Origin of the sequence: Type-D symbiont of Plautia stali (assembly GCF_001485335.1) — a bacterium.
Lineage (GTDB): Bacteria > Pseudomonadota > Gammaproteobacteria > Enterobacterales > Enterobacteriaceae > Pantoea > Pantoea vagans_C.
In genome coordinates, this window is the sequence record NZ_BBOC01000070.1 from 1 (window position 1) to 26,262 (window position 26,262).

The 26,262-nt window shown below is 53.2% G+C and carries 29 protein-coding genes; 13 read left to right on the plus strand and 16 right to left on the minus strand.

What is annotated here, in order from left to right:
- The 6 genes from PSSD_RS19320 to artJ (PSSD_RS19345) all read left to right on the plus strand — a co-directional run.
- The coding region (locus PSSD_RS19320) for a DUF3828 domain-containing protein (RefSeq protein WP_058973354.1) at positions 1-392 on the plus strand (392 nt) is incomplete at its 5' end.
- A 283-nt stretch (positions 393-675) separates the two neighbouring features.
- Positions 676-1,404 (plus strand): arginine ABC transporter ATP-binding protein ArtP, encoded by a 729-nt coding sequence (gene artP / locus PSSD_RS19325; RefSeq protein WP_052206066.1) that lies wholly within the window; start codon positions 676-678, stop codon positions 1,402-1,404.
- A gap of 15 nt (positions 1,405-1,419) precedes the next feature.
- Positions 1,420-2,151, plus strand: a complete 732-nt coding sequence (gene artJ, locus PSSD_RS19330) for an arginine ABC transporter substrate-binding protein (RefSeq protein WP_058973355.1) — start codon at positions 1,420-1,422, stop codon at positions 2,149-2,151.
- Positions 2,152-2,157: 6 nt separating this feature from the next.
- Complete coding sequence (gene artQ / locus PSSD_RS19335; protein ID WP_058973356.1) at positions 2,158-2,871, plus strand: arginine ABC transporter permease ArtQ; 714 nt, start codon at positions 2,158-2,160, stop codon at positions 2,869-2,871.
- A 2-nt stretch (positions 2,872-2,873) separates the two neighbouring features.
- Positions 2,874-3,542 carry an arginine ABC transporter permease ArtM gene (gene artM / locus PSSD_RS19340; protein ID WP_058973357.1) on the plus strand — a complete coding sequence of 223 codons (669 nt, stop codon included), beginning with the start codon at positions 2,874-2,876 and terminating at the stop codon, positions 3,540-3,542.
- A gap of 142 nt (positions 3,543-3,684) precedes the next feature.
- Positions 3,685-4,416, plus strand: a complete 732-nt coding sequence (gene artJ / locus PSSD_RS19345; protein WP_058973358.1) for an arginine ABC transporter substrate-binding protein — start codon at positions 3,685-3,687, stop codon at positions 4,414-4,416.
- A gap of 63 nt (positions 4,417-4,479) precedes the next feature.
- Here artJ (PSSD_RS19345) and rlmC read toward each other — a convergent pair whose 3' ends face one another.
- The 10 genes from rlmC to PSSD_RS19395 form a co-directional block, all read right to left on the minus strand.
- On the minus strand, positions 4,480-5,616 hold the full coding sequence (rlmC, locus tag PSSD_RS19350; RefSeq protein WP_058973359.1) for a 23S rRNA (uracil(747)-C(5))-methyltransferase RlmC: 1,137 nt from the start codon (positions 5,614-5,616) through the stop codon (positions 4,480-4,482).
- Positions 5,617-5,664: 48 nt separating this feature from the next.
- A complete protein-coding gene (locus PSSD_RS19355) occupies positions 5,665-6,129 on the minus strand; it encodes a YbjO family protein (RefSeq protein ID WP_058973360.1) in 465 nt (154 codons plus the stop codon).
- A gap of 224 nt (positions 6,130-6,353) precedes the next feature.
- Positions 6,354-7,199, minus strand: a complete 846-nt coding sequence (potI, locus tag PSSD_RS19360; protein WP_039332211.1) for a putrescine ABC transporter permease PotI — start codon at positions 7,197-7,199, stop codon at positions 6,354-6,356.
- Positions 7,196-8,152, minus strand: coding sequence for a putrescine ABC transporter permease PotH (potH, locus tag PSSD_RS19365; RefSeq protein WP_039332209.1), 957 nt, complete (start codon positions 8,150-8,152; stop codon positions 7,196-7,198). Before potH ends, potI begins: the two co-directional genes overlap by 4 nt.
- Before the next feature lie 9 nt (positions 8,153-8,161).
- On the minus strand, positions 8,162-9,295 hold the full coding sequence (gene potG, locus PSSD_RS19370; protein ID WP_153011468.1) for a putrescine ABC transporter ATP-binding subunit PotG: 1,134 nt from the start codon (positions 9,293-9,295) through the stop codon (positions 8,162-8,164).
- Between the two features lie 245 nt (positions 9,296-9,540).
- Positions 9,541-10,650, minus strand: a complete 1,110-nt coding sequence (potF, locus tag PSSD_RS19375) for a spermidine/putrescine ABC transporter substrate-binding protein PotF (protein ID WP_058973362.1) — start codon at positions 10,648-10,650, stop codon at positions 9,541-9,543.
- 372 nt (positions 10,651-11,022) lie between these two features.
- The gene (locus tag PSSD_RS19380) at positions 11,023-11,502 is read right to left on the minus strand and encodes a YbjN domain-containing protein (RefSeq protein WP_058973363.1); all 480 of its coding nucleotides are present in this window, start codon (positions 11,500-11,502) and stop codon (positions 11,023-11,025) included.
- Between the two features lie 86 nt (positions 11,503-11,588).
- Positions 11,589-12,491: a 30S ribosomal protein S6--L-glutamate ligase gene (gene rimK, locus PSSD_RS19385; RefSeq protein ID WP_039336363.1), complete on the minus strand. Its 903-nt coding sequence runs from the start codon at positions 12,489-12,491 to the stop codon at positions 11,589-11,591.
- Between the two features lie 17 nt (positions 12,492-12,508).
- Positions 12,509-13,231: an oxygen-insensitive NADPH nitroreductase gene (nfsA, locus tag PSSD_RS19390; RefSeq protein ID WP_039336366.1), complete on the minus strand. Its 723-nt coding sequence runs from the start codon at positions 13,229-13,231 to the stop codon at positions 12,509-12,511.
- 12 nt (positions 13,232-13,243) lie between these two features.
- Positions 13,244-13,495, minus strand: coding sequence for a DUF1418 family protein (locus tag PSSD_RS19395; RefSeq protein ID WP_039336368.1), 252 nt, complete (start codon positions 13,493-13,495; stop codon positions 13,244-13,246).
- Between the two features lie 212 nt (positions 13,496-13,707).
- Between PSSD_RS19395 and PSSD_RS19400 the strand changes: the two genes are divergently transcribed.
- Positions 13,708-13,971, plus strand: a complete 264-nt coding sequence (locus PSSD_RS19400; protein ID WP_039336371.1) for a GrxA family glutaredoxin — start codon at positions 13,708-13,710, stop codon at positions 13,969-13,971.
- A gap of 60 nt (positions 13,972-14,031) precedes the next feature.
- Here PSSD_RS19400 and ybjM read toward each other — a convergent pair whose 3' ends face one another.
- Positions 14,032-14,403: an inner membrane protein YbjM gene (gene ybjM / locus PSSD_RS19405; protein WP_039336373.1), complete on the minus strand. Its 372-nt coding sequence runs from the start codon at positions 14,401-14,403 to the stop codon at positions 14,032-14,034.
- A 255-nt stretch (positions 14,404-14,658) separates the two neighbouring features.
- On the opposite strand from ybjM, the gene PSSD_RS19410 reads away from it, so the two are divergent.
- From PSSD_RS19410 to ybjG, 3 genes are all read left to right on the plus strand, one after another.
- Positions 14,659-16,347, plus strand: a complete 1,689-nt coding sequence (locus PSSD_RS19410) for an aspartate:alanine antiporter (protein WP_039336374.1) — start codon at positions 14,659-14,661, stop codon at positions 16,345-16,347.
- A 202-nt stretch (positions 16,348-16,549) separates the two neighbouring features.
- Positions 16,550-17,305 (plus strand): phosphatase PAP2 family protein, encoded by a 756-nt coding sequence (locus tag PSSD_RS19415; protein ID WP_064511472.1) that lies wholly within the window; start codon positions 16,550-16,552, stop codon positions 17,303-17,305.
- Positions 17,292-17,897 carry an undecaprenyl-diphosphate phosphatase gene (ybjG, locus tag PSSD_RS19420; RefSeq protein WP_058973364.1) on the plus strand — a complete coding sequence of 202 codons (606 nt, stop codon included), beginning with the start codon at positions 17,292-17,294 and terminating at the stop codon, positions 17,895-17,897. The genes PSSD_RS19415 and ybjG overlap by 14 nt, the downstream gene beginning before the upstream one ends.
- A 33-nt stretch (positions 17,898-17,930) precedes the next feature.
- On the opposite strand, the gene PSSD_RS19425 is transcribed toward ybjG, so the two are convergent.
- Positions 17,931-19,136 (minus strand): serine hydrolase, encoded by a 1,206-nt coding sequence (locus tag PSSD_RS19425; RefSeq protein WP_058973365.1) that lies wholly within the window; start codon positions 19,134-19,136, stop codon positions 17,931-17,933.
- Between the two features lie 276 nt (positions 19,137-19,412).
- Between PSSD_RS19425 and PSSD_RS19430 the strand changes: the two genes are divergently transcribed.
- On the plus strand, positions 19,413-20,069 hold the full coding sequence (locus tag PSSD_RS19430) for an HAD family hydrolase (protein WP_058973366.1): 657 nt from the start codon (positions 19,413-19,415) through the stop codon (positions 20,067-20,069).
- Position 20,070: 1 nt separating this feature from the next.
- On the opposite strand, the gene PSSD_RS19435 is transcribed toward PSSD_RS19430, so the two are convergent.
- From PSSD_RS19435 to PSSD_RS19445, 3 genes are all read right to left on the minus strand, one after another.
- Positions 20,071-21,204, minus strand: coding sequence for a PQQ-dependent sugar dehydrogenase (locus tag PSSD_RS19435; protein WP_058973367.1), 1,134 nt, complete (start codon positions 21,202-21,204; stop codon positions 20,071-20,073).
- Positions 21,205-21,309: 105 nt separating this feature from the next.
- Complete coding sequence (locus tag PSSD_RS19440) at positions 21,310-21,966, minus strand: DUF3313 domain-containing protein (RefSeq protein WP_058973368.1); 657 nt, start codon at positions 21,964-21,966, stop codon at positions 21,310-21,312.
- Between the two features lie 116 nt (positions 21,967-22,082).
- Positions 22,083-22,718 carry a carbonic anhydrase gene (locus tag PSSD_RS19445; protein WP_058973369.1) on the minus strand — a complete coding sequence of 212 codons (636 nt, stop codon included), beginning with the start codon at positions 22,716-22,718 and terminating at the stop codon, positions 22,083-22,085.
- 318 nt (positions 22,719-23,036) lie between these two features.
- On the opposite strand from PSSD_RS19445, the gene rimO reads away from it, so the two are divergent.
- Positions 23,037-24,362, plus strand: coding sequence for a 30S ribosomal protein S12 methylthiotransferase RimO (gene rimO, locus PSSD_RS19450; protein ID WP_039336388.1), 1,326 nt, complete (start codon positions 23,037-23,039; stop codon positions 24,360-24,362).
- Here rimO and PSSD_RS19455 read toward each other — a convergent pair.
- Positions 24,359-24,808, minus strand: a complete 450-nt coding sequence (locus tag PSSD_RS19455) for a DUF4385 domain-containing protein (protein WP_058973370.1) — start codon at positions 24,806-24,808, stop codon at positions 24,359-24,361. The two genes, rimO and PSSD_RS19455, sit on opposite strands and share 4 nt — an antisense overlap.
- A 126-nt stretch (positions 24,809-24,934) precedes the next feature.
- Here PSSD_RS19455 and PSSD_RS19460 point away from each other — a divergent pair.
- The coding region (locus tag PSSD_RS19460; RefSeq protein ID WP_304949860.1) for a methyl-accepting chemotaxis protein at positions 24,935-26,262 on the plus strand (1,328 nt) is incomplete at its 3' end.

Genomic DNA, 26,262 nt, shown 5'->3' on the forward strand with positions numbered 1-26,262 from the left:
ATTTACGTATCAGCCAACCCACTCAGGGCCTGCCGAACAGCACCACTCTGGCAAAATATCGCCCCTACCTGAGTGATCGCCTGTATCAGAAGCTGTTGAGCGCCAGCACACAAAGCAATAAGCCTGCGTCATGGAGTCAGGGCGACCTGTTCTCCAGCTTGTCACAGGGGCCGACGTCAGCGGATGTCGCCAGCGCCTCGACTATTCCGAACCGCGATGCCCGCAACATCCCGCTGCGCGTCGCATTAAGCCGCGATGGCAAAAGCTGGAATGATGAAGTGCTGATGATTCAGGAAGGCACCTGCTGGGCGGTGGATGATATCCGCTATGTGGGGGACTGGCCGCATGCGGGTGGCGGCTCGCTCAGCCAACTGCTGGAAGAGAAAAAATAGCCGAACCGTGTCGCTACTGTCTTATACGTCAAGGTTTGTAGGGGGCGGCCTTGAGTCATTCCACCCCCGACATAACGGTAGCTGCGCGATTTATCGCGCTTCTGTCAGGTAACCCTGAGCTAAAGAAGCGCAATCAATTCCGCCGCCAGACCTTGAGCGTCGATATTTTGTGCTACGCTTTTGGGACTTCACTGCTGTTTAATAAATTTTAACCCACCACAATTGCATAACTATTCTGGTGACGTTAAGATTCGCGGCACTAATTACTATTCAATTTTTGCGCATGAGTATTCAACTAAACGCCATTAACTGTTTTTACGGTGCCCATCAGGCGCTGTTCGATATCAACCTGGCTTGTCCGCAGGGAGAAACGCTGGTGTTGCTCGGCCCAAGTGGCGCGGGTAAAAGTTCGCTCCTGCGCGTCCTTAATCTACTGGAGCAGCCGCGTTCCGGCAGCCTGCAGATTGCCGGTAATCACTTTGACTTCAGCAAAGCACCGTCTGACAGCGCGATCCGTGAACTGCGCCAGAACGTCGGCATGGTGTTCCAGCAATACAATCTGTGGCCACATCTCACCGTGGTGCAAAATCTGATTGAAGCGCCGTGCCGGGTGCTGGGTCTCAGCAAAGACGCCGCGCGTGCGCGTGCTGACAAGCTGCTGGACCGCCTGCGTCTGACGCCTTTTGCTGACCGTTTCCCGCTGCACCTTTCCGGTGGCCAGCAGCAACGCGTGGCGATTGCTCGTGCGTTGATGATGGAACCCCAGGTGCTGTTGTTTGATGAACCCACCGCCGCACTCGACCCCGAGATCACCGCGCAGATCGTCAGCATCATTCGTGAACTGGCGCAGACCCAAATTACGCAAGTGATTGTGACCCACGAAGTGGAAGTGGCGCGTAAAACGGCCAGCCGCGTGGTGTACATGGAGAATGGTCATATTGTTGAGCAAGGCGATGCCAGCCACTTTTCACAGCCGCAAACCGAAGCGTTTGCACATTATCTTTCGCACTAAGTCAGGATGCATCTAATGAAAAAAGTCGTACTTGCTGCACTGCTTGCCTCTCTGAGCCTCAGCGCTTCTGCTGCGCAGACCCTGCGTTTCGCTACCGAAGCCTCTTATCCGCCGTTTGAGTTTGTCGATTCCGACAACAAGATTCAGGGCTTCGATGTCGATCTGGCTAATGCGCTGTGTAAAGAGATTGATGCAACCTGTACTTTCACCAACCAGGCGTTTGACAGCCTGATCCCAAGCCTGAAATTCCGTCGTTTCGACGCGGTGATGGCGGGTATGGACATTACCCCTGAGCGTGAAAAGCAGGTGCTGTTCTCTAAGCCTTACTATGATAACTCCGCCATCTTCATCGCGCAGAAAGGCAAGCTGGCCGATGTTGCCGCGCTGAAAGGCAAACGCGTCGGCGTGCAGAACGGCACCACGCACCAGAAATACCTGTCTGACAAACACAGCGACATCACCGTTGTGCCTTATGACAGCTACCAGAATGCGGTGCTGGATCTGAAAAACGGCCGTATTGATGCCGTGTTTGGCGATACCGCGGTGGTGAACGAGTGGCTGAAACAGAATGCCAACCTCGCGCCACTGGGTGAGAAAGTGACAGATAAAGATTACTTCGGTACTGGTTTGGGTATCGCGGTGCGTCAGGGTAATACCGATCTGCAGGGCAAATTCAACACCGCCCTGGAGAAGATCAAAGCTGATGGCACCTACAAAACCATCTACAACAAATGGTTCCAGCAGTAATTCCTGATGAATGAATTCATTCCACTCGCAAGCGCCGCCGGCATGACCGTCGGCCTTGCTGTTTGTGCATTGATCGCCGGCCTTGTGCTGGCGATGATCTTTGCTGGCTGGGAGATGGTGCGCTGGAAACCGCTGGCGTGGATTGGCACCCTGTTAGTGACCCTGATTCGCGGTTTGCCAGAAATTCTGGTGGTGCTGTTTATCTATTTTGGTGCGTCGCAGCTATTACTGACGCTCTCTGATGGTTTCCACATTAATCTCGGCCTGTTCAGCATTCCCGTACAAGTGCAGATTGAGAACTTTGATGTCAGCCCCTTCCTGTGCGGGGTGATTGCGCTGGCGATGCTCTATTCCGCTTACGCTTCCCAAACCCTGCGCGGTGCGCTGAAAGCCGTGCCACAAGGGCAATGGGAATCAGGCCAGGCATTGGGTATGAAGAAGTCGGCGATTTTCTTCCGCCTGATTATGCCGCAAATGTGGCGTCACGCACTGCCAGGCCTTGGTAATCAGTGGCTGGTATTGCTGAAAGATACCGCGCTGGTGTCACTGATCAGTGTCAATGACATCATGCTACAAACCAAAAGTATTGCCACGCGCACCCAAGAGCCTTTCACCTGGTATCTGGCGGCGGCGGCCATTTACCTGATCATTACGCTGTTCAGTCAGGCGGTATTGCGCCGTATTGAATCGCGCACCACGCGTTTTGAGCGGGGGGCCTGACCATGCTGGACTACTTACCCGAATTGCTAAAAGGGCTGCACACCAGCCTGACGCTCACTGTGGCATCGTTAATCGCTGCGCTGGTGCTGTCAGTGTTGTGCACCATTGTGCTGGCATTGAAAGTGCCGGTCATGAATGCCTTGGTGAAAGGCTATATCACGGTGTTTACCGGCACACCCCTGTTGGTGCAGATCTTCCTGATTTACTACGGCCCGGGCCAGTTTCCGAGCATTCAGAATGTACCCTGGCTGTGGCATCTGCTTTCGCAACCCTGGCTGTGCGCGCTGCTGGCGCTCTCGTTAAACAGTGCGGCTTACACCACGCAGTTGTTTTACGGTGCGGTAAAGGCGATTCCGTCCGGCCAATGGCAATCTTGTGCGGCACTGGGCATGAATCGTAAGGATACCCTGCGCATTTTACTGCCTTATGCCTTCAAGCGCGCCCTCTCCTCGTATTCCAATGAAGTGGTACTGGTGTTTAAGAGTACATCTCTGGCGTATACCATCACGCTGATGGAAGTGATGGGACATGGGCAACTGCTGTATGGCCGTACCTATGACATCACCGTCTACGCCGCTGCTGGCTTGATTTATCTGGTGGTCAACGGTCTGCTGACCTTGATGATGCGGTTGATTGAGAAGCGCGCGCTGGCATTTGAACAGCGGAACTGATCCGTAGCGGCGTGATTTATCATGCCGCTACAATACCCATGCAATCCAATGTAATTTTTTAATCATATTTATTGCATATAAATTCATTAACTGGCATCGTGTTAACCGTTCAATCTCTGGCATGGTTTACAGGAGTCACATAATGAAAAAATGGATTGTTGCCGCGGCACTGGCAACACTGGCAATGAATGCTTATGCGGCAGAAAAAATCCGCTTCGCCGCTTCTGCGACTTACCCGCCGTTCGAATCGCTCAACAATGAAAATCAGTTAGAGGGTTTTGATATCGATCTGGCTAAAGCGCTATGCCAGCAGATGAAAGCAGAATGCACCTTCACTAACAACGCCTTTGATAGCCTAATCCCTTCACTGAAATTCCGTCGCTATGATGCGGTGATTTCTGGCATGGATATCACCGCCGAACGCAGTAAGCAGGTTGATTTTACCCAACCGTATTACGCCAACTCCGCGATTGTCATTGCCCATAAAGGCCAGTTTACCGATTTCAGCCAGCTGAAAGGCAAACGTGTCGGTGTGGAAAACGGCACCACGCACCAGAAATATCTGCTGGAGAAGCATCCAGAAGTGATCGCCGTGGCCTATGACAGCTACCAGAATGCGATCCTGGATTTGAAAAATGGTCGCCTGAATGGCGTTTTTGGCGACAGCGCGGTGGTTAATCAGTGGCTGAAAGCCAATGACGACCTCAGTACCGTTGGTGAGCACATCACGGATACCGAATACTTTGGCACCGGACTGGGCATTGCCGTTCGCAAAGGGAATGACCCCTTATTAAAAGAGTTGAATACCGCGCTTGAGGCATTAAAAACCAACGGCACCTGGCAGCAGATCAACCAGAAGTGGTTCCCGGAATAAGCATTATGGAATGGCGTAGTATGCCATCTGGCAGGTTCTGCACGTCCTCAGTCCAGACGGCCGCTACGCTGTTCCACCCTTCTTGATCAGTAACGTCAGCACTTCAAAATGCGCGGTGTGCGGGAACATATCAAACAATTGCACGCGGGTGATGTCATAATCCGCCAGCCGTGCAATATCCTGCGCCATGCTGCTCGGATTACAGCTTGAATAGAGAATGTAGTCCGGGGCCATCTGGCCGAGATAATCACACAATTCTGCTCCAATCCCGCGACGCGGTGGATTGACCAGCACCAATTGCGGCACCTGCGCGCGCGAGGTGGCAAACTGCGTGGAATCCAGTGCCGCAAAGCTCACTTTCTCCAGCCCTAATTGCTGCGCGGATTGTCTTGCGCAGGCGATGGCTTCGGCATTGATCTCGATGCCAGTAAGCTGCATCTCCGGTGTCGCACAGTGCAAACCGAACCCGCCCACGCCACAAAACAGATCCCACATGCTGCTGACAGGCAGTTCAGCGACCCACGCACGCGCGGTGGCGTAGAGGTTCGCGGCAACCTGCGGGTTGGTCTGGAAGAAGCTCTGTGGACGAATATACAGCGGCACCTGATTAAACATCTCTGGCAGCGCCTGCTCGGGCGTTAGCGCAATCTCTTCATCGCCCTCTAAAATTGCCATATGTATCGGCTGGATGTTGGCAGAAATCACCTGCAGCTGCGGCAACTGCTGCTGGAGCCAAGGCAGCGCAGCGCGCAACTGCACCAGCTTGCTGGTGGAGCGAAGCACAAAACGCAGCATCATCCCGCCTTGTGAACTCTCTGTCAGCAGCAGGAACTTTAGCTCACCGCGTTTACGCGCCACGTTATAAGGGGTTAAACCGGCACGCGCGATAAAAGGCTTGAGTACTTCAAATACAGGCGTGAAGCTGGCGGGATAGAGCGGACAATCACAGAGATCAACCGGCTCGCCCTCACGCGCCACCATCCCCAGAATGGGGCGCTCAACGCTGCCACTCACCACCATTTTGGCTTTATTACGAAACCCCTGCTGCGCAGACGTTACCGGCGGGAGATACTCAGCCACCGGCATCTGTTGCAGCAACTGCTCAAGTAGCGACTGTTTATCGCTGAGCTGTTGCGGATAGGGTTTTTCCAGCCACTGGCACGAGCGACAGCGACCGGCATCATAAAGCGCGCAATGCATGGAGAGGCCTGTATTCAGAATCGGGAGAAAAATCGGGGGCAGATTGTATCACCGGCCACGGAAAAAAGCGCGGCTGCTGGCCGGGACAAACAGCAGCAGCAGTACCATCACATCCGGCACTTTCTGCAGCAAGGTATGATGAACGATCTGCGCATTGGTCTCTCCGGAAATGCTGAAGATTTCCGGGTAAATCCAGCCAACGGAAGCCATCAGCATATACGCCAGAACAATGACTTGTGTCGCGACATAGCCCCAGCGACCACGATTACTGCCACGCATCAGGGTAAAGGCGCACCGCAGTTCAAATAAGAAGATGAGCTGACTGGCGATAAAAATCAGTGTGGAGTCCCAGGCTTGCGCACTGCGATGGACAAAATTAGCGATTTCGTCGTAGCCCAGTTCGTTGGCGAGCATCAGCACGCTAAGACAGCGTGTGGCAATGATCGCGATGCCCGCGACCATGACCGCCACAGGCGCTGACGTTATAACGGGGGTTTTTAGCGTTTCCGACATCCCTGAACTCCGTAACCATAAAAAACAGCCTGGTTGTGAGTTACCCCAAATAATTCACGTGTCAGGAAGGTGGCAAGTGAGCGAATCCCCCGTCACTTACATCAGTAAGTGACGGGGGTGAACACCTGTCGCCAACGCACCCATACCAAGAGTAGGCCCCATGAGGGGACGTGAAGTATGAAAGGTAAACCAGCCTGTGATTATTTTGGCAAATGTTACGGCTTTCAGCCACGTCTGGCTTTCTGAATATCGCGTAAACGCTGCTTTTCTTCGTGTGCCATAAAGCGCCAGGCGATAAATCCAACCAAGCCGACGACAAACAAAATCAGCGAAGCCAGCGCATTGATCTCTGGGTTGACGCCACGACGTACAGTGGCAAAAATCGCCATTGGCAACGTCGTCGCACCCGGCCCCGTAACAAAGCTGGCGATAACCAAATCGTCAAGCGACAGGGTAAAGGCCAACAGCCAACCGGTGACAATCGCGGGGGCGATCATCGGTACGGTAATCACGAAGAACACTTTGAGCGGTGTTGCGCCCAGGTCCATCGCCGCCTCTTCAATCGAGCGGTCCAGCTCACGCAGGCGCGAGTTGATCACCACCGCCACATAGGCGGTACAGAAGGTCACGTGCGCCAGCCAGATGGTGAGCATGCCGCGATCGCTCGGCCAGCCAAAGGTGTTGCCCATGGCCACAAACAGCAGCAGCAGTGACAAACCGGTGATCACATCTGGCATCACCAGCGGTGCGGTCAACATAAAGGCAAAGCCACTGTGCCCACGGAAGCGACCAAAGCGCACGATAATCACCGCCGCCATGGTACCCAGCACCACCGCCATGGTGGCAGACAGTGCGGCAATGGTCAGACTGAGGCCCACCGCATCCAGCATCGCGCTGTCCTGGAACAGCACTTTGTACCAGTGGAAAGAGAAGCTCTCCCACACGGTAACCAACTGCGAGCTGTTAAAGGAATACACCACCAGTAGCAGCATTGGCGCGTAGAGGAACAGGAAGCACACCACCAAAATCGCGGTGCGCCACGGAGAGCGAATGGTCGGTAACTGATTCATTCCTTCTCTCCTAACTCACGGTTTTGGTGCTTATGGAACCAGATAATCGGCAAGATCAGTATCAACAGAATGATCACCGCCAGCGCAGAGGCCACCGGCCAGTCACGGTTGTTGAAGAACTCCTGCCACAAGATGCGGCCAATCATGATGCTGTCTGGCCCACCGAGCAGTTCGGGGATCACGTACTCCCCCACCGCCGGGATAAACACCAACATCGAACCGGCAATAATGCCGCCTTTGGTCAGTGGCACAATCACGCTGAAAAAGGTCTTCAACGGGCGAGCGCCAAGATCCAGCGAGGCTTCCACCAGCGAGTAATCGATGCGGGTCAGCGCGGTGTAGATTGGCAGCACCATAAACGGCAAGTAACAGTAAACGATACCGATATACACTGCCGTGTTGGTGTAAAGGATCACCAGCGGATGATCGATCACCCCCAACCACATCAGGAAGCGGTTAAGAATACCGTTGTTGTTAAGCAGCCCCATCCACGCATAGACGCGCACCAGGAACGAGGTCCATGACGGCAGAATCACCAGCAACAGCAGAATGGTGCGCATCGAAGGCTTACTGTGTGCCACCGCCCACGCCAAAGGATAACCAATCAGCAAACAGATCACCGTGGAGATCGCCGCCACTTTTAGCGAAGTCAAATAGGCTTCGGCATACAGCGGGTCATCGGTCAGCGTGATGTAGTTACCAAGGTTCAGCACCAGATTGAGCTGATCGTCCGCCCAGGTCACCAAATCGGTGTACGGCGGGATCGCACGCGCAATATCAGCAAAACTGATTTTCAGCACAATCAGGAACGGCAACAGGAACAGCAGAATCAGCCACAGGTAAGGCAGTGCGATCACCAGCTTGCGGCCATGCAGCATTTTGATGCGCGTGCCCCAGCGTTGTAACGGTGTGCCGACAACTTCGGGTTCGCGGCGTTGAGAAATCTGGCTCATTACGCCTCCTTAAACCGTCAGAACCACACAGCTATCAGCATCCCAGCACAGGCGTACTTCATCGCCCCATGTCGGCGCACCTTTGCGGTAGCGATGTGCATTCTGCAGCTGTGCACTGATCATCTGACCGCTGCGCAGGCGAACGTGGTAGATGGAGAGGTCGCCGAGATAAGCGATATGCACCACTTCACCCACCGCGAAATTGCAGCCGTCAGCCGGCACCTCTTCACACAGCATCACTTTCTCAGGACGCAGTGCAACGTGTACCGGCACGTTATCAACGATAGAGACATCGGTCTGAACTTTCAGTGGATGCACCAAACCTGGCGCGTCAATGACCACACCGTCTTCACCACGTTCACGCAGCAGGCCTTCAAACACATTGACCGAACCAATAAATTCGGCGCTGTAGCGGCTGGTTGGATGCTCGTAAATCTCTTCCGGCTCACCAATCTGCACAAACTTACCACGGTTCATAATGGCGATGCGGCCCGCCATGGTCATGGCTTCTTCCTGATCGTGCGTCACCATTACACAGGTGGCACCCACACGCTCCAGAATATCCACCACTTCGTGCTGCATGCGGTCACGCAGTTTCTTATCCAATGCGCCCATCGGTTCATCAAGCAGCAGCAGCTTAGGACGTTTCGCCAGGCTACGTGCCAGTGCCACGCGCTGGCGTTGGCCGCCAGACAGCTGGTGTGGCTTGCGCTTGGCAAACTCCTGCATATGCACCAGCGTCAGCATCTCTTCAACACGGCTGCTGATTTCACCTTTCGGCAACTTGTCCTGCTTCAGACCAAAGGCAATGTTCTGCTCCACCGTCATGTGGGGGAACAAGGCATACGACTGAAACATCATATTGATGGGGCGTTGATACGGCGGCACGTGGGACATGTCCTGGCCGTCGAGCACAATCTGTCCACTGGTCGGTGGCTCAAAGCCTGCCAGCATGCGCAGCAAGGTGGATTTACCACAGCCGGAGGCACCCAGCAGGGCAAAAATTTCACCTTTATAAATGGTCAGGCTGACATCATCCACGGCGTGCTGGCCGTCAAAAGATTTGGTCAGGTTGCGAATTTCCAGCAGCGGCGTTAACGCCTTAGCCGTTTTATTTGGGGGGCGGGGAATCGCGTCGTTCACTAACATTTCTCCGGCGCTAAGCGGTGTAGCGCGGCACAGCCAGCCGCTAAAATGGCACAACAGAGGCCATCACCGCGCCTCTGTTGTCATCTACAAGTAAATGAATCCGTTTATACCCTTCATACTTCAAATTTCAGCTGCGTTGGCTAGGTGCATTCACCTCAGTCACTTACTTCAGTAAGCTCCTGAGGATTCATGCACTTGCCGCCTTCCTAAAATTCGAATTATTTTGGGTATAGAACGAATTACTTACCACTTTTAACTTTAGTCCATGCACGGGTACGCGCACGATCCAGTTTTGGATCCTGGACTTTCAGCACAAACAACTTCGCCATGGCATCAGGCGTTGGGAAGATGCCTGGGTTATTACGCACATCGGCGTTGATCAATGGCAGCGATGCCTTGTTACCGTTGGCGTAGTTCATTTTGTTGGAGACATCAGCAATCACTTTTGGATCCATGATGTAGTTCAGCCACTGATAAGCTTCATCCAGGTTCTTCGCATCTTTCGGAATCGCCATCATATCGAAGAAGGCCAAGGCACCCTCTTTCGGCACGCTGTACCCCAGGTGCACGCCGTTGTTGGCTTTTTCTGCCCGATCTTTTGCCTGCAGGATATCGCCAGACCAGCCGATCGCCACGCAGATGTTGCCGTTCGCCAGGTCGTTAATGTACTGAGACGAATGGAAATAACGGATGTTTGGACGCAGCTTCAGCAGCAGATCGGTGGCAGCGCCGGTGTAATCTTTGGCGTCTGAGCTGTTCGGATCTTTGCCGAGGTAGTTCAGCACGGTAGCAAAAATCTCTTCCGGTGCATCCAGGAAGGAGACGCCACAGCTTTTCAGTTTTTCCAGATTTTCTGGCTTCAGCACCAGATCCCAGCTATTGAGAGGCGCATCAGTACCGAGTGCGGCTTTCACTTTATCAATGTTGTAGCCAATACCGGTGGTGCCCCACAGATAAGGAATCGCATATTTGTTACCTGGATCATGCTGCGCGACTTTCGCCATCAGGTCAGGATCGAGGTTTTTGTAGTTAGGCAGTTTGCTCTTATCCAGCTCCTGGAAAACACCTGACTGCAACTGACGCGCAAGGAAGCTCGAAGAAGGCACCACAACGTCGTAACCGGTTGAGCCCGCCATCAGCTTACCTTCCAGTACTTCATTGGAGTCAAACACGTCGTAGACCACTTTAATACCGGTCTGCTTTTCGAAATTAGGCACGGTATCGGCCGAAATATAATCGGACCAGTTATATACGTGCAGCGTTTTATCCTCTGCCTGAGCACCCACGGCCGCAGCCATCAGCACACCTGCAACCACACCTGGCAACCATTTTTTACGTTGGTTGATCATGTTTTACATCCTCCTTAGCGGGTCATCACAACGCTGCATACACGCGATCCTGACGTTGCGTTTATTGTCGAATTAGACGCATAGAATGAATCAATATTCAGCGGGAGTTTAATAGCAAAAACCTATGTTTGTGCTGAGGTTGCACGTCTCAGGCAGCCCCGCAAGAATAGCCCCACAGCTCCATGCGTGCCAGAGCCCAGCGTAAAAAACGCCTTTTTGCGATATCTTATGCATGTTTCTGCTATGGGGTTTGGCACTAGCGGCATAAAGCACGACTAATATCTGGCAATAAAGGGCAAAATGCAGAATAAAAAGTGGTGGGGATAAAATGAAAACTGCCGCAAAAAGCGGCAGTTAGCGAGACGGGGAATCTTAGTGCAGCATCGCGTGGCTGCCGGAACTGGGTTGACGTTCCTCTTCTTCGCCCATCATCAGTAAATTGTTGGCAAAGGCTTCCATAATCACCATGGAAATCCCCTCTTCACTCTGCTTCATAAAGTGAGAGAACTGGCCAAAGGTCAAACCAGCGGTGGTACTGATGGACTGGCAGACAATCAGCTTAGGCAGATTATCGTCCTGAATATCGATAAAGGCTTTCACCGTTAAAGAACTGGCGTTGATTTGTGACAAATCGCCAACCAACGGGATCAGCGCCGTGGGCTTCACTTCAGCCAGCGCGGAGAAGAGGATGACGTCGTCCACCAGGTCGATTTTTGCATCAAACACCCCGTCAAAATTCTGCATGTGCGGCAGATGCAGTGCCTGGCAGGCATCGCATTCGAACCAGGTGATATTTTGTTGATCCAGCCAGCGACGCAGCAAGTCGATGTCAGGAACGACCAGTGAATCCATCGTTATGTCCTGTGGGGTGAAGAAATAAGCGCCTTAGCTTACGGAAAAAGTCATGCTGTTGCCACGAAAACCGCGTAAAAGCGGGCTCAGCCGCCCGTTTTAAGACGATAGCCGGGGCAGGCGTGTTGTTCAACCCATTCAATCATCATGGTGGCGATATCTAAACCGGTGTTGCCCTCAATGCCTTCGAGACCGGGCGACGCATTGACTTCCATGACCAGCGGCCCGCGATGCGCACGTAAGATATCGACGCCAGCGATCTCCAGACCCAACGTTGACGCGGCTTTCACCGCAATCTCACGCTCCTTGTCGGTAATGGTCACCGCATGCGCTTTGCCACCGCGATGCAGATTAGAGCGGAAATCCCCCTCTTTGGCTTCGCGTTCAATGGCGGCCACCACCCGATCGCCAATCACCAGGCAACGAATATCGCGCCCCTGTGCTTCTTTGATGAACTCCTGCACCAGGATATGCGCGTTCAGACCACGAAAGGCATCAATCACGCTTTCGGCGGCCTGACGCGTTTCCGCCAGCACCACACCAATCCCCTGCGTCCCTTCCACCAGCTTGACCACTAGCGGCGCTCCGCCTACCATGGCGATGAGATCCTGCGTATCGTCCGGTGAAGAAGCAAATCCGGTGATCGGCATATCAATGCCTTCACGTGCCAGCAGCTGCAGTGAGCGTAATTTATCGCGGGCGCGGGTAATCGCCACCGACTCGTTCAAGGGATAACTGCCCAACATTTCGAACTGACGTAGCACAGCCGTGCCATAGAAGGTGGTGGCAGTACCGATACGCGGAATGACTGCGTCAAAATGGCCCAGCGGTTCACCCCGATAATGCACAGCGGATGAATCGGAGTTGATGTTCATATAGCAGGAGAGCGGATCGATCATCTGCACCTGATGACCACGCTCTTCCGCAGCATCCCGCAGACGTTTACACGAATACAACGATCCATCGCGGGTGAGAATGGCCATCTTCATTGCTGAGTTCCTCGTGCTTAGCGTGTTGCCCAGCCTTGCTGATGCAGATAATCCAGCATAAATGGCCGCGTTTCTTTAATAATCAAGCGCTGAATCAGTTCGCTCCAGGTTTCGGAACGCTGGTTGCTGTCGCGCTGCTGATAATAGGCCGTAATTTGATTATCGTAATCAGCCAGTAGGTTTTTATCGACAACCTGATAACGATTTTCATGCACCAGCATAGCTTGCGGCATACGCGGTTTCACATCCGGCGCGGACGCAGGATGGCCAATACAGAAGCCAAACAGGGGCAACACAAATTGAGGCAGCCCCAGCAATTCGGTGACTTGCGCAATGCTGTTACGGATGCCGCCAATAAACACACCACCCAGGCCCAACGATTCGGCCGCCACCATAGCATTTTGCGCCATCAGCGCGGTATCGACGCAGCCCAGCAGAAGCTGCTCGGCGCGTCCGAGATGCGCATCGGGGCAAATTTGCTGATGGCGATTAAAGTCGGCGCAGAATACCCAGAATTCAGCCGCAGCACTGACCCAAGGCTGTCCGCCGGTCAGCTGCACCAACTGTTCACGCATGGCCTTATCCGTGATGCGAATAATGGAAGAGCACTGTAAAAAACTGGAGGTAGAGGCCGCTTGTGCTGCAGCAATGATCGCGCTGCGCTGGGCATCATCTATACCTTGCTCAGTAAAAGCGCGAATGGAACGGTGGCTGCATAGTAAATCAATCGTCGGCGTCATAATCCTCTCCGGTTACTTCTTTTTGTGGGTTTGATTGAACAACTGCGGCGCCATGGCTTTCGCCGTTCGCCACATCATCAGCCATGCTGCGGGCAGCATCAGCGCAATGCCAAGGAAAAACAATAGCGTAGCCAACGAGTTTTTCGCCATAAACGCTGGGGCGCTGACCCAGTCGTTGACCAACAGCAGCGCGCCAATCACCGAAAGAACGCCCAGCACTTCCAGCAGCAATATCGGTTTGGGCAAAGTCGCCAGATTACGCATAGGTGAATCCCTCAGTGACTCAATTTGTCAGTCGCATGCCAGATCCGCATACTTCGCATCATGAGAGTGAAGTATGACGGATATAGTTTGCGGCCATTAGATTAACAGGCAATTTCTTCTTTGCTTAAGCAGGATGGGCGGGCATGATGAATGCCATTATTCACGCTGTAATGTGAAACTGGTCACAAAACAGCAGCGGAAGGAGAGAAGCAATGATTGCAGTGATTTTTGGCCGTGAAAGCTGCCCATACTGCGTACGTGCCAAAGAGTTAGCCACCAAGCTAACCAGTGAGCGCGACGATTTTAACTATCAGTACGTCGATATTCAGACCACCGGTATTACTAAAGCCGACCTGGAAGCGCGTGCGGGCAAACCGGTTACCACCGTACCGCAGATTTTCCTCGACGATCAGCATATCGGTGGCTACACCGAATTTGCTGCCTGGACCAAAGAAAATCTGGGTGTTGAAGCCTGATTGATCGGGCGCGTTATAGGGGGCGGCTTTCAGGCCGCCTCTCGCCACAAATCCATCATATTACTCAGGCCGCATCGCCAGCATTATCCGCAGTAGCCGCACCACCAAAGCGCCGCACCCCGCCCAGAACAACGCACTCAAACTCCACGCCACCACCAGCAGCCAACTGTGCATTTGCGTCACGGTGAACCACACCCACGCTAACCCCAGTAATGAGCCGCCCAACGCGACCCACAGCGTCCCGATCAGCGGGCTGTCTGGCTGCATCACAGCCATTAGCATGCCTGGCAATAAAAACAGCAATAACTCAGGTTGTCCACGCACGGCTTGTTCCGCCGCAGCGGCCCAAAAATGATGTGCAAAAATAAACACCAGCGTATAAAGCATCATGCCTAAAACCGATGCTGGCCAGCGATTATTGCGCTGCAACATAACCATCCTCAACTTTGACGTTAACAATATTGAAACGTTTACTGCCCTGATGCGCAAAAGTGGAAATAAAAATACACAGCAACGGCCCTAAGGAATGAAAATGGCTGATAGCTGAGGGAGTTAATTATGATTAGAATGACGCCGCTTTTAATTACGGTCTACCTCTCCGTGGCGGCAAGGATGCTTGCGGCTGCCACAAGATAGCGAAAAAAGACCCGTTCATCAACTCGTTACAGGTAAAGAAGAAGTTAAACCGTGAACATTAACGTCGCAGAATTGTTAAGCGGAAATGACGTTCTGTTATTATTTGTCGTCTTAGCCCTTGGGCTGTGTCTGGGTAAATTACGCCTGGGTTCTGTCCAACTGGGTAATTCCATTGGTGTACTCGTTGTTTCTTTGATTTTAGGCCAACAACACTTTGCGATAAATACCGACGCATTAAGCCTCGGCTTTATGTTGTTTATTTTTTGTGTCGGTGTCGAAGCGGGGCCAAACTTTTTCTCAATCTTTTTCCGCGACGGTAAAAATTACTTCTTTCTCGCCATTGTGATGGTAGTCAGTGCACTGCTGATAGCCTTAGGGCTGGGTAAACTGTTCGGTTGGGATATTGGGCTAACAGCAGGCATGTTGGCCGGTTCCATGACGTCAACGCCGGTGCTGGTTGGCGCGGGTGACACACTGCGACAAAGCATCAGCGATAGCCATCAGTTGAGCATGATGCAGGACAACCTGAGTCTTGGTTACGCCCTGACCTATCTGATTGGTCTGGTCAGCCTGATTTTTGGTGCGCGCTATCTTCCGCGCCTGCAGCATCAGGATTTACCGACCTGTGCGCAACAGATCGCGCGTGAACGAGGCCTTGATGCCGACAGCCAGCGCAAAGTGTTCCTGCCGGTAATTCGCGCCTACCGCGTGGGGCCGGAGCTGGTGGAATGGAGCGGCGGCAAAAATCTGCGCGAACTGGGCATTCACCGCCAGACCGGCTGCTATATCGAGCGCCTGCGCCGCAATGGGATCCTCGCCAGTCCCGATGGCGATGCAATGCTGCAACTGGGCGATGACATTTCCCTGGTGGGCTATCCTGACGCACACGCGCGCCTTGATCCCAGCTTCCGCAACGGCAAAGAAGTGTTCGATCGCGATCTACTCGATATGCGCATCGTCACCGAAGAGATCGTGGTGAAAAACCACAATGCGGTGAATAAGCGCCTCAGCCACCTGAAACTCACCGACCACGGTTGCTTCCTCAACCGCGTGATCCGCAGCCAGATTGAGATGCCGATTGATGACAGCATCATGCTCAATAAAGGCGATGTGTTGCAGGTCAGCGGTGAAGCGCGACGCGTAAAAAGCCTGGCAGACCGCATCGGCTTTATCGCTATCCACAGTCAGATGACCGATCTGCTGGCATTCTGCGCGTTCTTTATTATCGGATTGATGATCGGCATGATTACCTTCCAGTTCAGCAACTTCAGCTTTGGCATCGGCAACGCCGCGGGTTTGCTGTTCGCCGGGATCATGCTGGGCTTCCTGCGTGCTAACCACCCTACCTTTGGTTATATCCCTCAGGGTGCACTCACCATGGTGAAAGAATTTGGCTTGATGGTGTTTATGGCGGGTGTCGGCCTGAGTGCGGGAAGCGGCTTGCAACATGGGCTAGGCAGCGCAGGCGCACTGATGCTGTTAAGCGGCTTGCTGGTCAGTTTAATACCGGTGGTGGTGTGCTATCTGTTTGGTGCCTATGTGCTGAAAATGAACCGTGCGCTGTTGTTTGGTGCCATCATGGGTGCCCGTACCTGTGCACCGGCAATGGAGATCATCAGTGATACTGCACGCAGTAGTATTCCGGCACTAGGCTATGCAGGAACTTATGCGATTGCTAACGTTTTGCTGACGCTCGCTGGCACCCTGATTGTGATAATTTGGCCGCTTTTGCCTTTTTAAAAATATTTTTACTCCGTTCAGAACTTTCTATTTGGGGCGCAGTCTGAATAAGTGCCACTGCTTTTCTTTGAAATCCCCAAATTGAGGAGCCCGCCGGTCACTGACTTGCGGGTTTTTTTATGCCTGTTATTCCTGCCGCTTAAGGTTCTCCTAAGCGTAAATTGCGACCCTGCCGCTCTGATTTCGCTATTTTCAAACCTTCATGCAACTTTCATCAAAGTTAAACACTCCAACAACCCGCGATAAGATTAAGAGCCAGACTATTTATTGTTTGTCTGGACGCTTTTACGCTATCAACTTTATTTTACTGGCAATTTTTGCACTGGTGTTCTTGTGGTGGTCACGCCACGAAAGTCTGGATATCGCCATCACCAGGATGTGGTTTGATCCGCTGACACAGACGTTTCCGTGGCAGCACAACCGCTGGCTGGACCTGATTAATCATCGTTTGTTTAAAGATGTGATCATTGTCGGGGCGGTACTGCTGCTGTTACGCGGACTACAGAAGCGCGATGGTCGTCGCGTGCTGGTGGCCCTGCTGTTTGGCTTGGGGCCGCTGGTGGTAGGTATGCTGAAGGCGCACAGCGCACATTCATGCCCATGGGATCTGGCGATGTTCGGCGGTAAGGCTGCCACCTTCGCGTTGCTGGATGCCGTGCCCGCCAATAGCGGGCCGGGCCAATGTTTCCCTGGCGGACATGCCTCGAGTGGTTTTGCCATGATGGCGCTGTTTTTCCTGTGGTGGCCTGAACGTCCCCGCCGCGCGCTGTTGGCGCTATGCGCGGGTGGCGCAATTGGCCTGTTGATGGGTTATGGCCAGGTGATGCGCGGTGCCCACTTCTTCTCACACAACCTGTGGGCAGGCTGGTGGGTATGGCTGAGCCAGGTGCTGATTTTTGCTGGTGTTTCTTTTTGGGTAAACAGAACGAGGGTGATGAAACGTGATGGAAGCACTTAACCACACGATCTTTTTATGGATTAACGCCACTACGGATTCGCCGCAGTGGTTGATTCATCTGGCTACTTTTATCGCAAAAGATGTGATTGCGATTGTGCCATTACTGATTGTTGCGCTCTGGCTTTGGGGACCGCGCGATCAGGTTCAGTCACAGCGTGCGCTGGTGCTGAAAACCGGTATGGCGCTGATCTACGCACTGAGTATTTCCTGGTGTGTGGGGCAACTGCTGCCGCATCCACGCCCGTTTGCTATCGGCTTTGGCCATCAGTTCCTGGCACACGCCGCCGATGACTCTTACCCCAGTGACCATGGCACCACTATCTTCACCTTTGCGCTGGCATTTATCTTCTGGCATCGCCTGTGGTCGGGCGTGATTTTGTTGGCGGTGGGCAGTGCGATTGCCTGGTCGCGCGTCTATCTGGGCGTTCACTGGCCGATGGATATGCTGGGTGGATTCCTGGTAGGTCTGTTGGCTTGTCTGGCGTCGCACATGGCGTGGCAGCTATACGGTGAACGCATGCTGGCCTTTACGCATCAGGTGTATCGCGCACTCTTTTCAATGCCGATTAAGAAAGGTTGGGTACGCGGATAATGCAGAAGGCGGCGCAAATGCGCCGCCCAATTATCAATTAAACCACTTACCAAACCAGCCGTTGAATTTCATCATGATGAAGTCCCAAATGCGGCCAATAAAGCCGCCCTCTGGTACATCCTCCATCACCACTAACGGACGCTGATCAACCGTTTTGCCATCCAGCTGGAAATCAATGGTGCCCACCACCTGATTCTTCTGCAGCGGTGCCTCCAGTTGCGGCGAATTCAGGGTAAAGCTTGCCTTGAGGTTTTTCATTTGGCCTTTCGGCACAGTGATTGCCGCATCCTTAGCGACTCCCAGATTGACCAGGCTGTGGTCGCCAAACCAGACACGCTGTTGAGCAAAAGGCTTATCGGCTTTGATTGGCGTCACCGTTTCATAGAAACGGAAGCCCCATGTCAGCAGTTTCTCGCTCTCACGAAAACGAATCGCATCGGTTTGCGTGCCCAGCACCACTGAAATCAGTCGCATGTCACCATCTACTGCGGAGGCCACCAGATTGTTACCTGCGCCAGAGGTATGCCCGGTTTTAATGCCATCCACCTTTAGGTTACTGCTCCACAGCAGGCGGTTGCGGTTCATCTGCTTGATATGGTTAAAGGTGAACTCTTTTTCGCTGTTAAGCGCATACTCTTCCGGCACGTCACTGATCAGACGCTGACCAATGATGGCCATGTCACGCGCAGTGCTGTACTGCCCTTCCGCATCAAGACCGTGCACAGTCATGAAATGGGTATTTTGCAGTCCGAAGGCTTTAACGTAGTTGTTCATCAGACCGATAAACGAGTCCTGGCTGCCTGCAACATAATCCGCCAGCGCAATACAGGCATCATTACCTGACTGAATCACTACACCTTTATTCAGTTCCGAAACCGGAATGCGGTCACCCGGTTTAAGGAACATCAGCGATGAGCCGCGCAGTTTTGGATTGCCGGTTGCCCAGGCATCCTGACCAATGGTCACCAGGTCATCGTTATGTATCTTGCCCGCTTTCAGTGCCTGTCCAACCACATAACTGGTCATCATTTTGGTCAGGCTGGCGGGATCGAGGCGTTGATCAGCATTGGACTCTGCCAGCACTTTCCCGCTGTTATAGTCCATTAAAATCCAGGCTTTGGCTTCAATCTGTGGAGCAGCAGGTGCCTGTTCAGCCTGAGTGGTGACTGGAAGGAAAAGCACTAATAATGAAGTGGCAGCCAGCGGCCGCAAGGCAGAAGTGACGGAGTTTTTTCTCATGAGCGTGACCAGATTGTCCTTGTTAAATCATGGTTTTGGTGCGGGTAAGACATGTCTTAATAAAAGCTACACGCTAACCCCCTGCGAACAAAACCGTCCAATCGTAAAGTTTTTTAGAGTTTATTAGAGTAACCCTGGCACCAACGCCGCAGTGCTGCCACTTTTGATCTATTGCACAAGATGAAAAAATGCGAGAAATTCCGATTTTTCGCAGAACGGTTAAGCCAGTCACAAAATTCCGCTACCCTGATACCAGTCAGCCCGAGGAGAACCACGATGGACTTAGCCGTTTTCGATCTGGACGAAACCCTGATTTGTGAAGACAGTACCAGCCTCTGGCTGCGCTGGCTGGTTTCACAGGGATTCGCACCCGAAGCAGTCATTTTGCAAGAGCAGGCTCTGATGGAAAAATATCACGCCGGCACCCTGTCAATTGAAGAATATATGAGCACCACTCTTGCCCCTCTCGCCGGTATGGCGACCCTCACCGTTGAGGGCTGGGTGCGTCGTTTTATCCATCGCGACATTTTACCCCGTGTTTTCCCTGCCGCACGCGAACGCATTGACTGGCACCAGCAACGCGGCGATACCGTAATGATCATCACGGCCAGTGGCGACCATCTGGCCGTTCCGATTGCGCACCGTCTTGGTGTACATGGGGCACTGGCCATCGGTGTTGAGGTCGTGGACGAACGCTACAGCGGCCAGATCTATGGCACAGCGACCTATCGTGAGGGCAAGGTCACACGTCTGAGTGACTGGAAAGCCTTGCAGGAAGATCAACGCTTTGAGCGTACCTGGGCTTACAGCGATTCGATGAATGATCTACCGCTGCTGGCCCACGCTGATCATGCCTGGGTGATTAACCCCAATGCGCAGTTGCAGCAGGAAGCACAGCAGCGCGGCTGGGAAGTGTGCAACTGGGTGCGTTAAGTTAACCACGAGTCGGGTTGGCCGCGTCTGCCAACCCCACTTTTAACAGTTTTCCGTTGGCCTCATCCGTTAGCACATAGAGAAAACCGTCTGGACCCTGGCGCACATCGCGGATGCGTTCACCACGATCCTGCAACAAGCGCTGCTCCTCGACCACTTTCTCACCATTCACCCGCAGGCGAATTAAACTTTTCTCTTTCAAAGCACCAATGAACAGCGAGTTCTTCCACTGTGGGAAACGTGCGCTGTTGTAGAACGCCATGCCGCTGATGGCCGGAGAGACTTTCCACCAAAACAGCGGTTGTTCAGTCCCGGCGACATGGGTTCCCTCGGCTTCTGGCACCTTCTGACCGCTGTAATCGATACCGTAGGTGGCCAATGGCCAGCCATAATTTTTTCCTTTCTCTGGCAGGTTCACCTCATCGCCACCACGTGGACCGTGCTCACTCTCCCACATTTGCTGCGTCCACGGATTGAACGCTAAGCCCTGTGGATTGCGCATGCCATAGGACCAAATCTCTGGGCGGGCGTCTTTGGTATGCACAAAGGGGTTATCTGACGGGATCTCGCCATTCTGCGTCAGACGCACGATTTTTCCAGAGAGCTTATCCAGCTGTTGGGCACTGCTACTAACAAAGTTGTCCCCAAAAGCGATATAGAGATATCCCAGATGATCAAACGCCAGGCGCGTGCCGATATTGGCACCGCTGGAGAGTTTAGGCGTTTGCTCCAGCACCACTTTGAAGTCGTTTAGCTGACGGTTATCGTCGCTGAGCCGCCCGTACCCCACCACGCCGCCGGCACGCCCTTCAGCATTTGCCGTGGTGTAACTGAGCCACACGCGACGGCTTTGGGCGAAATCGGGCGCCAGCACCACATCCAGTAATCCCCCCTGACGATTGGCCCAGACTTTCGGCACCCCGCTGATGGGTTGCGATAACCCGGTGCCCGGTTGCCAACTGCGCAGTTGCCCGGAACGTTCAGTAATCAGCAAGGTTTGATTGTCAGGCAGAAATGCCACCGACCAAGGGTGGTCGAGCTTATCCTGCAACACCTGAACCTGGACCTCTGCAGCCAGAGTGAATGAGGGGTAACTGAATACGCCAAGCAGTAGCGCGACGGACGGTAAACGCATGGGAGGCTCCTTTATCACGGTTTGTGATCAAGGGTAGTCAGCCCGTAAGAAAGGATGTGCAGGATTTACAAAACATTAAGCCCGACGCGATGTCGGGCTGCAGGATTAAGGAGCTGAGAAAGCTACAACATCGCGCACCATCTCGTCGATGCCGGGACGTAAGTCATTGAGGGTGATTGGGGTGCTGTTATTAGGCAGTGACTTACCAAACGCCTTGCGCACCACCTTGATCATCGGTTTCCCAGTCTGGGCATCCACCGCTTCCACTTCCAGGAACAGCGCACTGTTTTGAGTTCTGTGCCCGGTGGCCGCCATGGTGCTGGCCACCACGGCAGCAATCGGTACCACTTCGTAGAACTGCATCCCTTCGTTTTCAGCACTCACCGCCGTGATTGCGCTCTTCACACGCAGGGTATGCGCACCTGGCTTGCCCACCACAGGTTTACGTTCCGACACCGCTTTTTTTAGTTGGGCGTCAGTGTACTGGCGAATCTGATCGAGAGTCTGCTGGCTGATTCGCTCGGTAGGGCGCGCGGCGGGATAATAAACCACCGGTTCAAACACCACATTGGTGTAATCCGCGCTGTGGTAATCCGGTGCTATCCAGCGTAGCGTCGGCTTTCCACTGGGCGATTGCGCCGGTTTTAACTGGCTGTAATCGCCAAGGAACCCAGAGAATTGCTGTTTATCGGCAACATGAGAGGTACAACCCACGGCCAGCATTGCCAGCGTTAAAGCAGGAATATAAAGACGAAATCGCATGAGAAAGCCCTTATAAGAAGTAAACGCTTCTCAAGTGTAGAGCGCACGCTGCGCTTTAGCGGGATAAATTCGCAGGATGTGAAGAAAACCACCCGCAGAGCAGGTGGTTTGCGGGATTACTCGAAGCAGGTCTCTGGATTATCTGAAAGTGAGATAAACGATTCACCGCCTTTGGTCAGGGCGATAATACCGCCGCTCTCAATATCATAAACCCACCCATGCAGGCGAATTTTGCCTTTACGCAGCGCTACCGCCACGGAAGGGTGTGTTTTGATATTGTTCAGCTGAGCAATAACGTTTTCTTTCACCATCTCGTTAAGACGGGTTTCAACGGACTCATACTTGCGCTCTTCCACCACGGCTTTTGCCGCATTGGCGTAATGTAGCCAGTGATCGACCGCAGGCATGCTTTCCAGGTCGGCGTTTGCCGCAATCGCATTCATGGCACCGCAATTCGAGTGGCCGCAAATGATGATTTCAGTCACGCCCAGTGCCACTACTGCATATTCAATGGTGGCAGAGACACCGCCCGGTTCAGGACCAAATGGCGGCACAATATTACCGGCATTACGAATCACAAACAGTTGACCGGGCTCAGATTGCGTGACTAATTCGGGCACCAGACGGCTGTCTGAGCACGAAATAAACAGCGCTTTAGGATTCTGGTTTGAAGCCAGACTTTTGAAAAGATCCTTCCTTTCAGGGAACACATTCTGTTGAAAATTCAGAAAACCTTTGACGATCTCTTGCATATGTCTGCTCTCACATTATCCACTTCTGCTTAGGCCATTAAATACGGCCTTCAGCGCGAGTTAACATTCTCCAGTGACAAGAATAACTTACCGTCACCGACCCAACATTTAAGCAAAACAGGCTGAATTGCACAACTCGGATCACCGCCCACTCTCCTGGCCACAACCTAAGTTTATGAGCTGAGCGGGTAAGTTAAGCATAGCGGGAATAACACGTGTAACTGATAAGGAGATTCTTTGCTTAACTATACATTTTCTCCAGCAACCTCTGTACAATCGCCCCCCTATCCACACTAATTATGATGAATTTTTATCCTTATGAGCCATGTCAAAAATCCGCCACGCGTGGGCTTCGTCTCACTCGGCTGCCCAAAAAACCTCGTCGACTCTGAACGCATCCTGACGGAACTGCGTACCGAGGGCTACGATGTGGTGCCACGCTACGATGATGCGGAGATCGTCATCGTTAACACCTGCGGATTTATTGATAGCGCCGTACAGGAATCACTGGAAGCGATTGGCGAAGCGCTGAACGAAAACGGCAAAGTGATCGTCACCGGCTGCCTGGGTGCCAAAGTGGATCAGATCCGCGAAGTGCACCCTAAGGTGCTGGAGATCACCGGTCCGCACAGCTACGAGCAGGTGTTGTCCCACGTTCACACCTATGTGCCAAAACCTGAGCACAACCCGTTCCTCAGCCTGGTGCCGGAGCAAGGTGTTAAGCTGACCCCGCGCCATTACGCTTACCTGAAAATTTCTGAAGGCTGCAACCATCGCTGCACCTTCTGCATCATCCCATCAATGCGTGGCGATCTCGACAGCCGCCCGATTGGCTCCGTGCTGGATGAAGCGAAACGTCTGGTGGAAGCGGGCGTTAAAGAGCTGCTGGTAATTTCACAAGATACCTCAGCCTACGGCGTGGACGTGAAGCACCGCACCGGTTTCTGGAATGGGTCGCCGGTCAAAACCAGCATGGTCAGCCTGTGTGAGCAACTGGCTAAGCTTGGCGTCTGGGTGCGTCTGCACTACGTGTACCCATACCCGCATGTGGATGACGTGATCCCGTTGATGGCCGAAGGTAAGATTCTGCCTTACCTCGATATCCCGTTACAGCACGCCAGCCCGCGCATCCTGAAGCTGATGAAGCGTCCTGGCGCAGTGGAGCGCACTCTGGAACGTATCAAACGCTGGCGCGAAATTTGCCCAGAGTTGACGCTGCGTTCGACCTTTATCGTCGGCTTCCCGGGCGAAACCGAGGAAGATTTCCAGATGCTGCTCGACTTCCTGAAGGAAGCGCGTCTGGATCGCGTCGGCTGCTTCCAGTACAGCCCAGTTGAAGGCGCTACCGCCAACCAGTTGCCGGATCAAGTGCCAGAAGAGGTGAAGCAAGAACGTTTCGACCGCTTTATGCAACTGCAGCAGAAAATCTCCAGCGAGCGTTTGCAGGAGAAAATCGGCCGCGAAGTGCTGGTGATCATCGATGAAGTCGATGAAGAAGGTGCAGTGGGCCGCAGCATGGCCGATGCCCCTGAGATTGACGGCGCCGTTTACCTGAATGGCGATCGTCAGGTTAAAGTGGGTGACGTGGTCCGTGTGAAAGTGGAACACGCTGACGAGTACGATTTGTGGGGTACGCGCGTTTAACCGTACTGCTGCTGGTGCGCACGTTTGCGCGCCAGATAATCCGTATCAGCTCGGATCCGATCCCAGCATGATTTGAAAATGGCCGCCGCAGCGGCCTTTTCTTTTTCCGTGGTGCGCGGCAGCTCTTTCCCCTCCGCATCATATTTTCGCCCGCCTTTATGATTGCTGTAACGGCGTGCGCGGGTGTAACCCATCTGAATGAACTTGCGTGCCATGTCCATGCCAACAAAATCGTCTTGGACGCGATAATCTTCAAACAGTTGCATGATTTGCACCGAGGACTCCTGCGCCAATTCCACGGTACGAAAGCGCCAGAACGGTAGAATTTCGCTCTTATAAGGCTCCACCATCAACACCCCCTGCTCACCGCGTCCCACCTGATAAAGGTCTGGCCGCTGTCGGAAATCGATATTGTTAAAGTCTTGTTCGTAATCAAAGGGTTTCACTGCATTTCTCCTGCACGACATTATCACCTGATGCAATTATTTTTTTTCGGCACTTAAGCAATACACTTCCACACCGATAACCTCTCTACCAGCCTACTTTGATCAGAGAGAATCATGTTGACGAAAATGAAAATTGTGACTGCCATCATATTGATGCTGTTGGTATTCACCGCCATGCAGGCCATCTCCGGCTCGCTATTTTTATCTTCCCTAATCGCTGGCCAGCATAATTTCACCGCCAGTAACCAACTATCGCATCAACAGCGTGAGTTCTCCGACAGCTGGCAAACACTGGTGAAAACGCGCGTCATTATCAACCGCGTCGCGATTCGTATCCTGAAAAATCAGACCGATGATGCTTCACGCGCGGCCATCAACAAGCTGCTGGTTTCTGCCGGCGCATCGCTTGATGAAGCTAAACAGCACTTTGACCGCTACAAAAGTGTCCCGCGTATTACAGGGCAAAGTGCAGCTTCCGCCGAGCTTATCGAAAGTAAATTCAACAACTACTACCAACTACTGAATCAATCTGCGACCTTCCTGAAAGCCAACAACTACGCCGCCTATGGCGAGTTGGATGCACAACTGGCGCAGGATGATTTGGAGGCGGCCTACAAGCAATGGCGTGGCGACAACGTTCAACTGATCAATGCGCGCGCTGCAGATAACGATAGCACTTATCAGCATATGCTGGTGATGGTCGCGGTGATGGCGGTGATTGTGTTGCTATTGCTGGTGGTGGTGTGGCAACTGGTCCGCCGCATTCTGCTGGCGCCAATGAAGCAGGTGCAGCAGCAAATGGAGCGTTTTGCCGACGGCGACCTTTCTGCCAGTTTAAAGATTGAAGGGCGCAGCGAAATGGCGGCCATCGCCGCGAGCCTCAACCATATGCAGCAGGCATTGTTGAGCACCATCAACAATGTACGCGACAGTGCCGATGCCATTTTTGGCAGCGCCAGCGACATCGCCAACGGCAATAACGATCTCTCTTCCCGCACCGAACAACAAGCCGCCTCACTGGAAGAGACGGCGGCCAGTATGGAAGAGTTAACCGCAACCGTGAAGCAGAACGCCGATAACGCACGCCAGGCTTCACAGCTGGCTAAAACCGCCTCAGAAACGGCGGATAAAGGCGGCAATGTGGTGGATGGCGTGGTGAAGACCATGCATGCCATCGCCGACAGCTCCAAAAAAATTGCCGATATCACCAGCGTGATCGATGGCATTGCCTTCCAGACCAATATTCTGGCGCTGAATGCGGCCGTCGAAGCGGCACGCGCGGGCGAACAAGGTCGCGGCTTTGCCGTGGTCGCCGGGGAAGTGCGTAACCTGGCACAACGCAGCGCACAAGCGGCGAAAGAGATTAATCTGCTGATTGAGAATTCGGTGCAGCGCGTCGATTTAGGTTCGCAACAGGTCAGCAGCGCGGGCGATACCATGCAGGAGATCGTCAG

Bases quoted from the DNA above. Each gene is read 5' to 3' on its own strand.
- potI (WP_039332211.1), bottom strand. From the start codon at position 7,199: ATGAATCAGTTACCGACCATTCGCTCTCCGTGGCGCACCGCGATTTTG.
- PSSD_RS19440 (WP_058973368.1), bottom strand. From the start codon at position 21,966: ATGCGATTTCGTCTTTATATTCCTGCTTTAACGCTGGCAATGCTGGCC.
- PSSD_RS19445 (WP_058973369.1), bottom strand. From the start codon at position 22,718: ATGCAAGAGATCGTCAAAGGTTTTCTGAATTTTCAACAGAATGTGTTC.
- PSSD_RS19425 (WP_058973365.1), bottom strand. From the start codon at position 19,136: ATGAGAAAAAACTCCGTCACTTCTGCCTTGCGGCCGCTGGCTGCCACT.
- potF (WP_058973362.1), bottom strand. From the start codon at position 10,650: ATGATCAACCAACGTAAAAAATGGTTGCCAGGTGTGGTTGCAGGTGTG.
- potH (WP_039332209.1), bottom strand. From the start codon at position 8,152: ATGAGCCAGATTTCTCAACGCCGCGAACCCGAAGTTGTCGGCACACCG.
- rimK (WP_039336363.1), bottom strand. From the start codon at position 12,491: ATGAAGATGGCCATTCTCACCCGCGATGGATCGTTGTATTCGTGTAAA.
- artJ (WP_058973355.1), top strand. From the start codon at position 1,420: ATGAAAAAAGTCGTACTTGCTGCACTGCTTGCCTCTCTGAGCCTCAGC.
- artQ (WP_058973356.1), top strand. From the start codon at position 2,158: ATGAATGAATTCATTCCACTCGCAAGCGCCGCCGGCATGACCGTCGGC.
- ybjG (WP_058973364.1), top strand. From the start codon at position 17,292: ATGGAAGCACTTAACCACACGATCTTTTTATGGATTAACGCCACTACG.
- artJ (WP_058973358.1), top strand. From the start codon at position 3,685: ATGAAAAAATGGATTGTTGCCGCGGCACTGGCAACACTGGCAATGAAT.
- ybjM (WP_039336373.1), bottom strand. From the start codon at position 14,403: ATGTTGCAGCGCAATAATCGCTGGCCAGCATCGGTTTTAGGCATGATG.
- PSSD_RS19415 (WP_064511472.1), top strand. From the start codon at position 16,550: ATGCAACTTTCATCAAAGTTAAACACTCCAACAACCCGCGATAAGATT.
- nfsA (WP_039336366.1), bottom strand. From the start codon at position 13,231: ATGACGCCGACGATTGATTTACTATGCAGCCACCGTTCCATTCGCGCT.
- PSSD_RS19395 (WP_039336368.1), bottom strand. From the start codon at position 13,495: ATGCGTAATCTGGCGACTTTGCCCAAACCGATATTGCTGCTGGAAGTG.
- PSSD_RS19380 (WP_058973363.1), bottom strand. From the start codon at position 11,502: ATGGATTCACTGGTCGTTCCTGACATCGACTTGCTGCGTCGCTGGCTG.
- PSSD_RS19355 (WP_058973360.1), bottom strand. From the start codon at position 6,129: ATGTCGGAAACGCTAAAAACCCCCGTTATAACGTCAGCGCCTGTGGCG.
- rlmC (WP_058973359.1), bottom strand. From the start codon at position 5,616: ATGCATTGCGCGCTTTATGATGCCGGTCGCTGTCGCTCGTGCCAGTGG.
- PSSD_RS19400 (WP_039336371.1), top strand. From the start codon at position 13,708: ATGATTGCAGTGATTTTTGGCCGTGAAAGCTGCCCATACTGCGTACGT.
- PSSD_RS19430 (WP_058973366.1), top strand. From the start codon at position 19,413: ATGGACTTAGCCGTTTTCGATCTGGACGAAACCCTGATTTGTGAAGAC.
- PSSD_RS19435 (WP_058973367.1), bottom strand. From the start codon at position 21,204: ATGCGTTTACCGTCCGTCGCGCTACTGCTTGGCGTATTCAGTTACCCC.
- artP (WP_052206066.1), top strand. From the start codon at position 676: ATGAGTATTCAACTAAACGCCATTAACTGTTTTTACGGTGCCCATCAG.
- artM (WP_058973357.1), top strand. From the start codon at position 2,874: ATGCTGGACTACTTACCCGAATTGCTAAAAGGGCTGCACACCAGCCTG.
- rimO (WP_039336388.1), top strand. From the start codon at position 23,037: ATGAGCCATGTCAAAAATCCGCCACGCGTGGGCTTCGTCTCACTCGGC.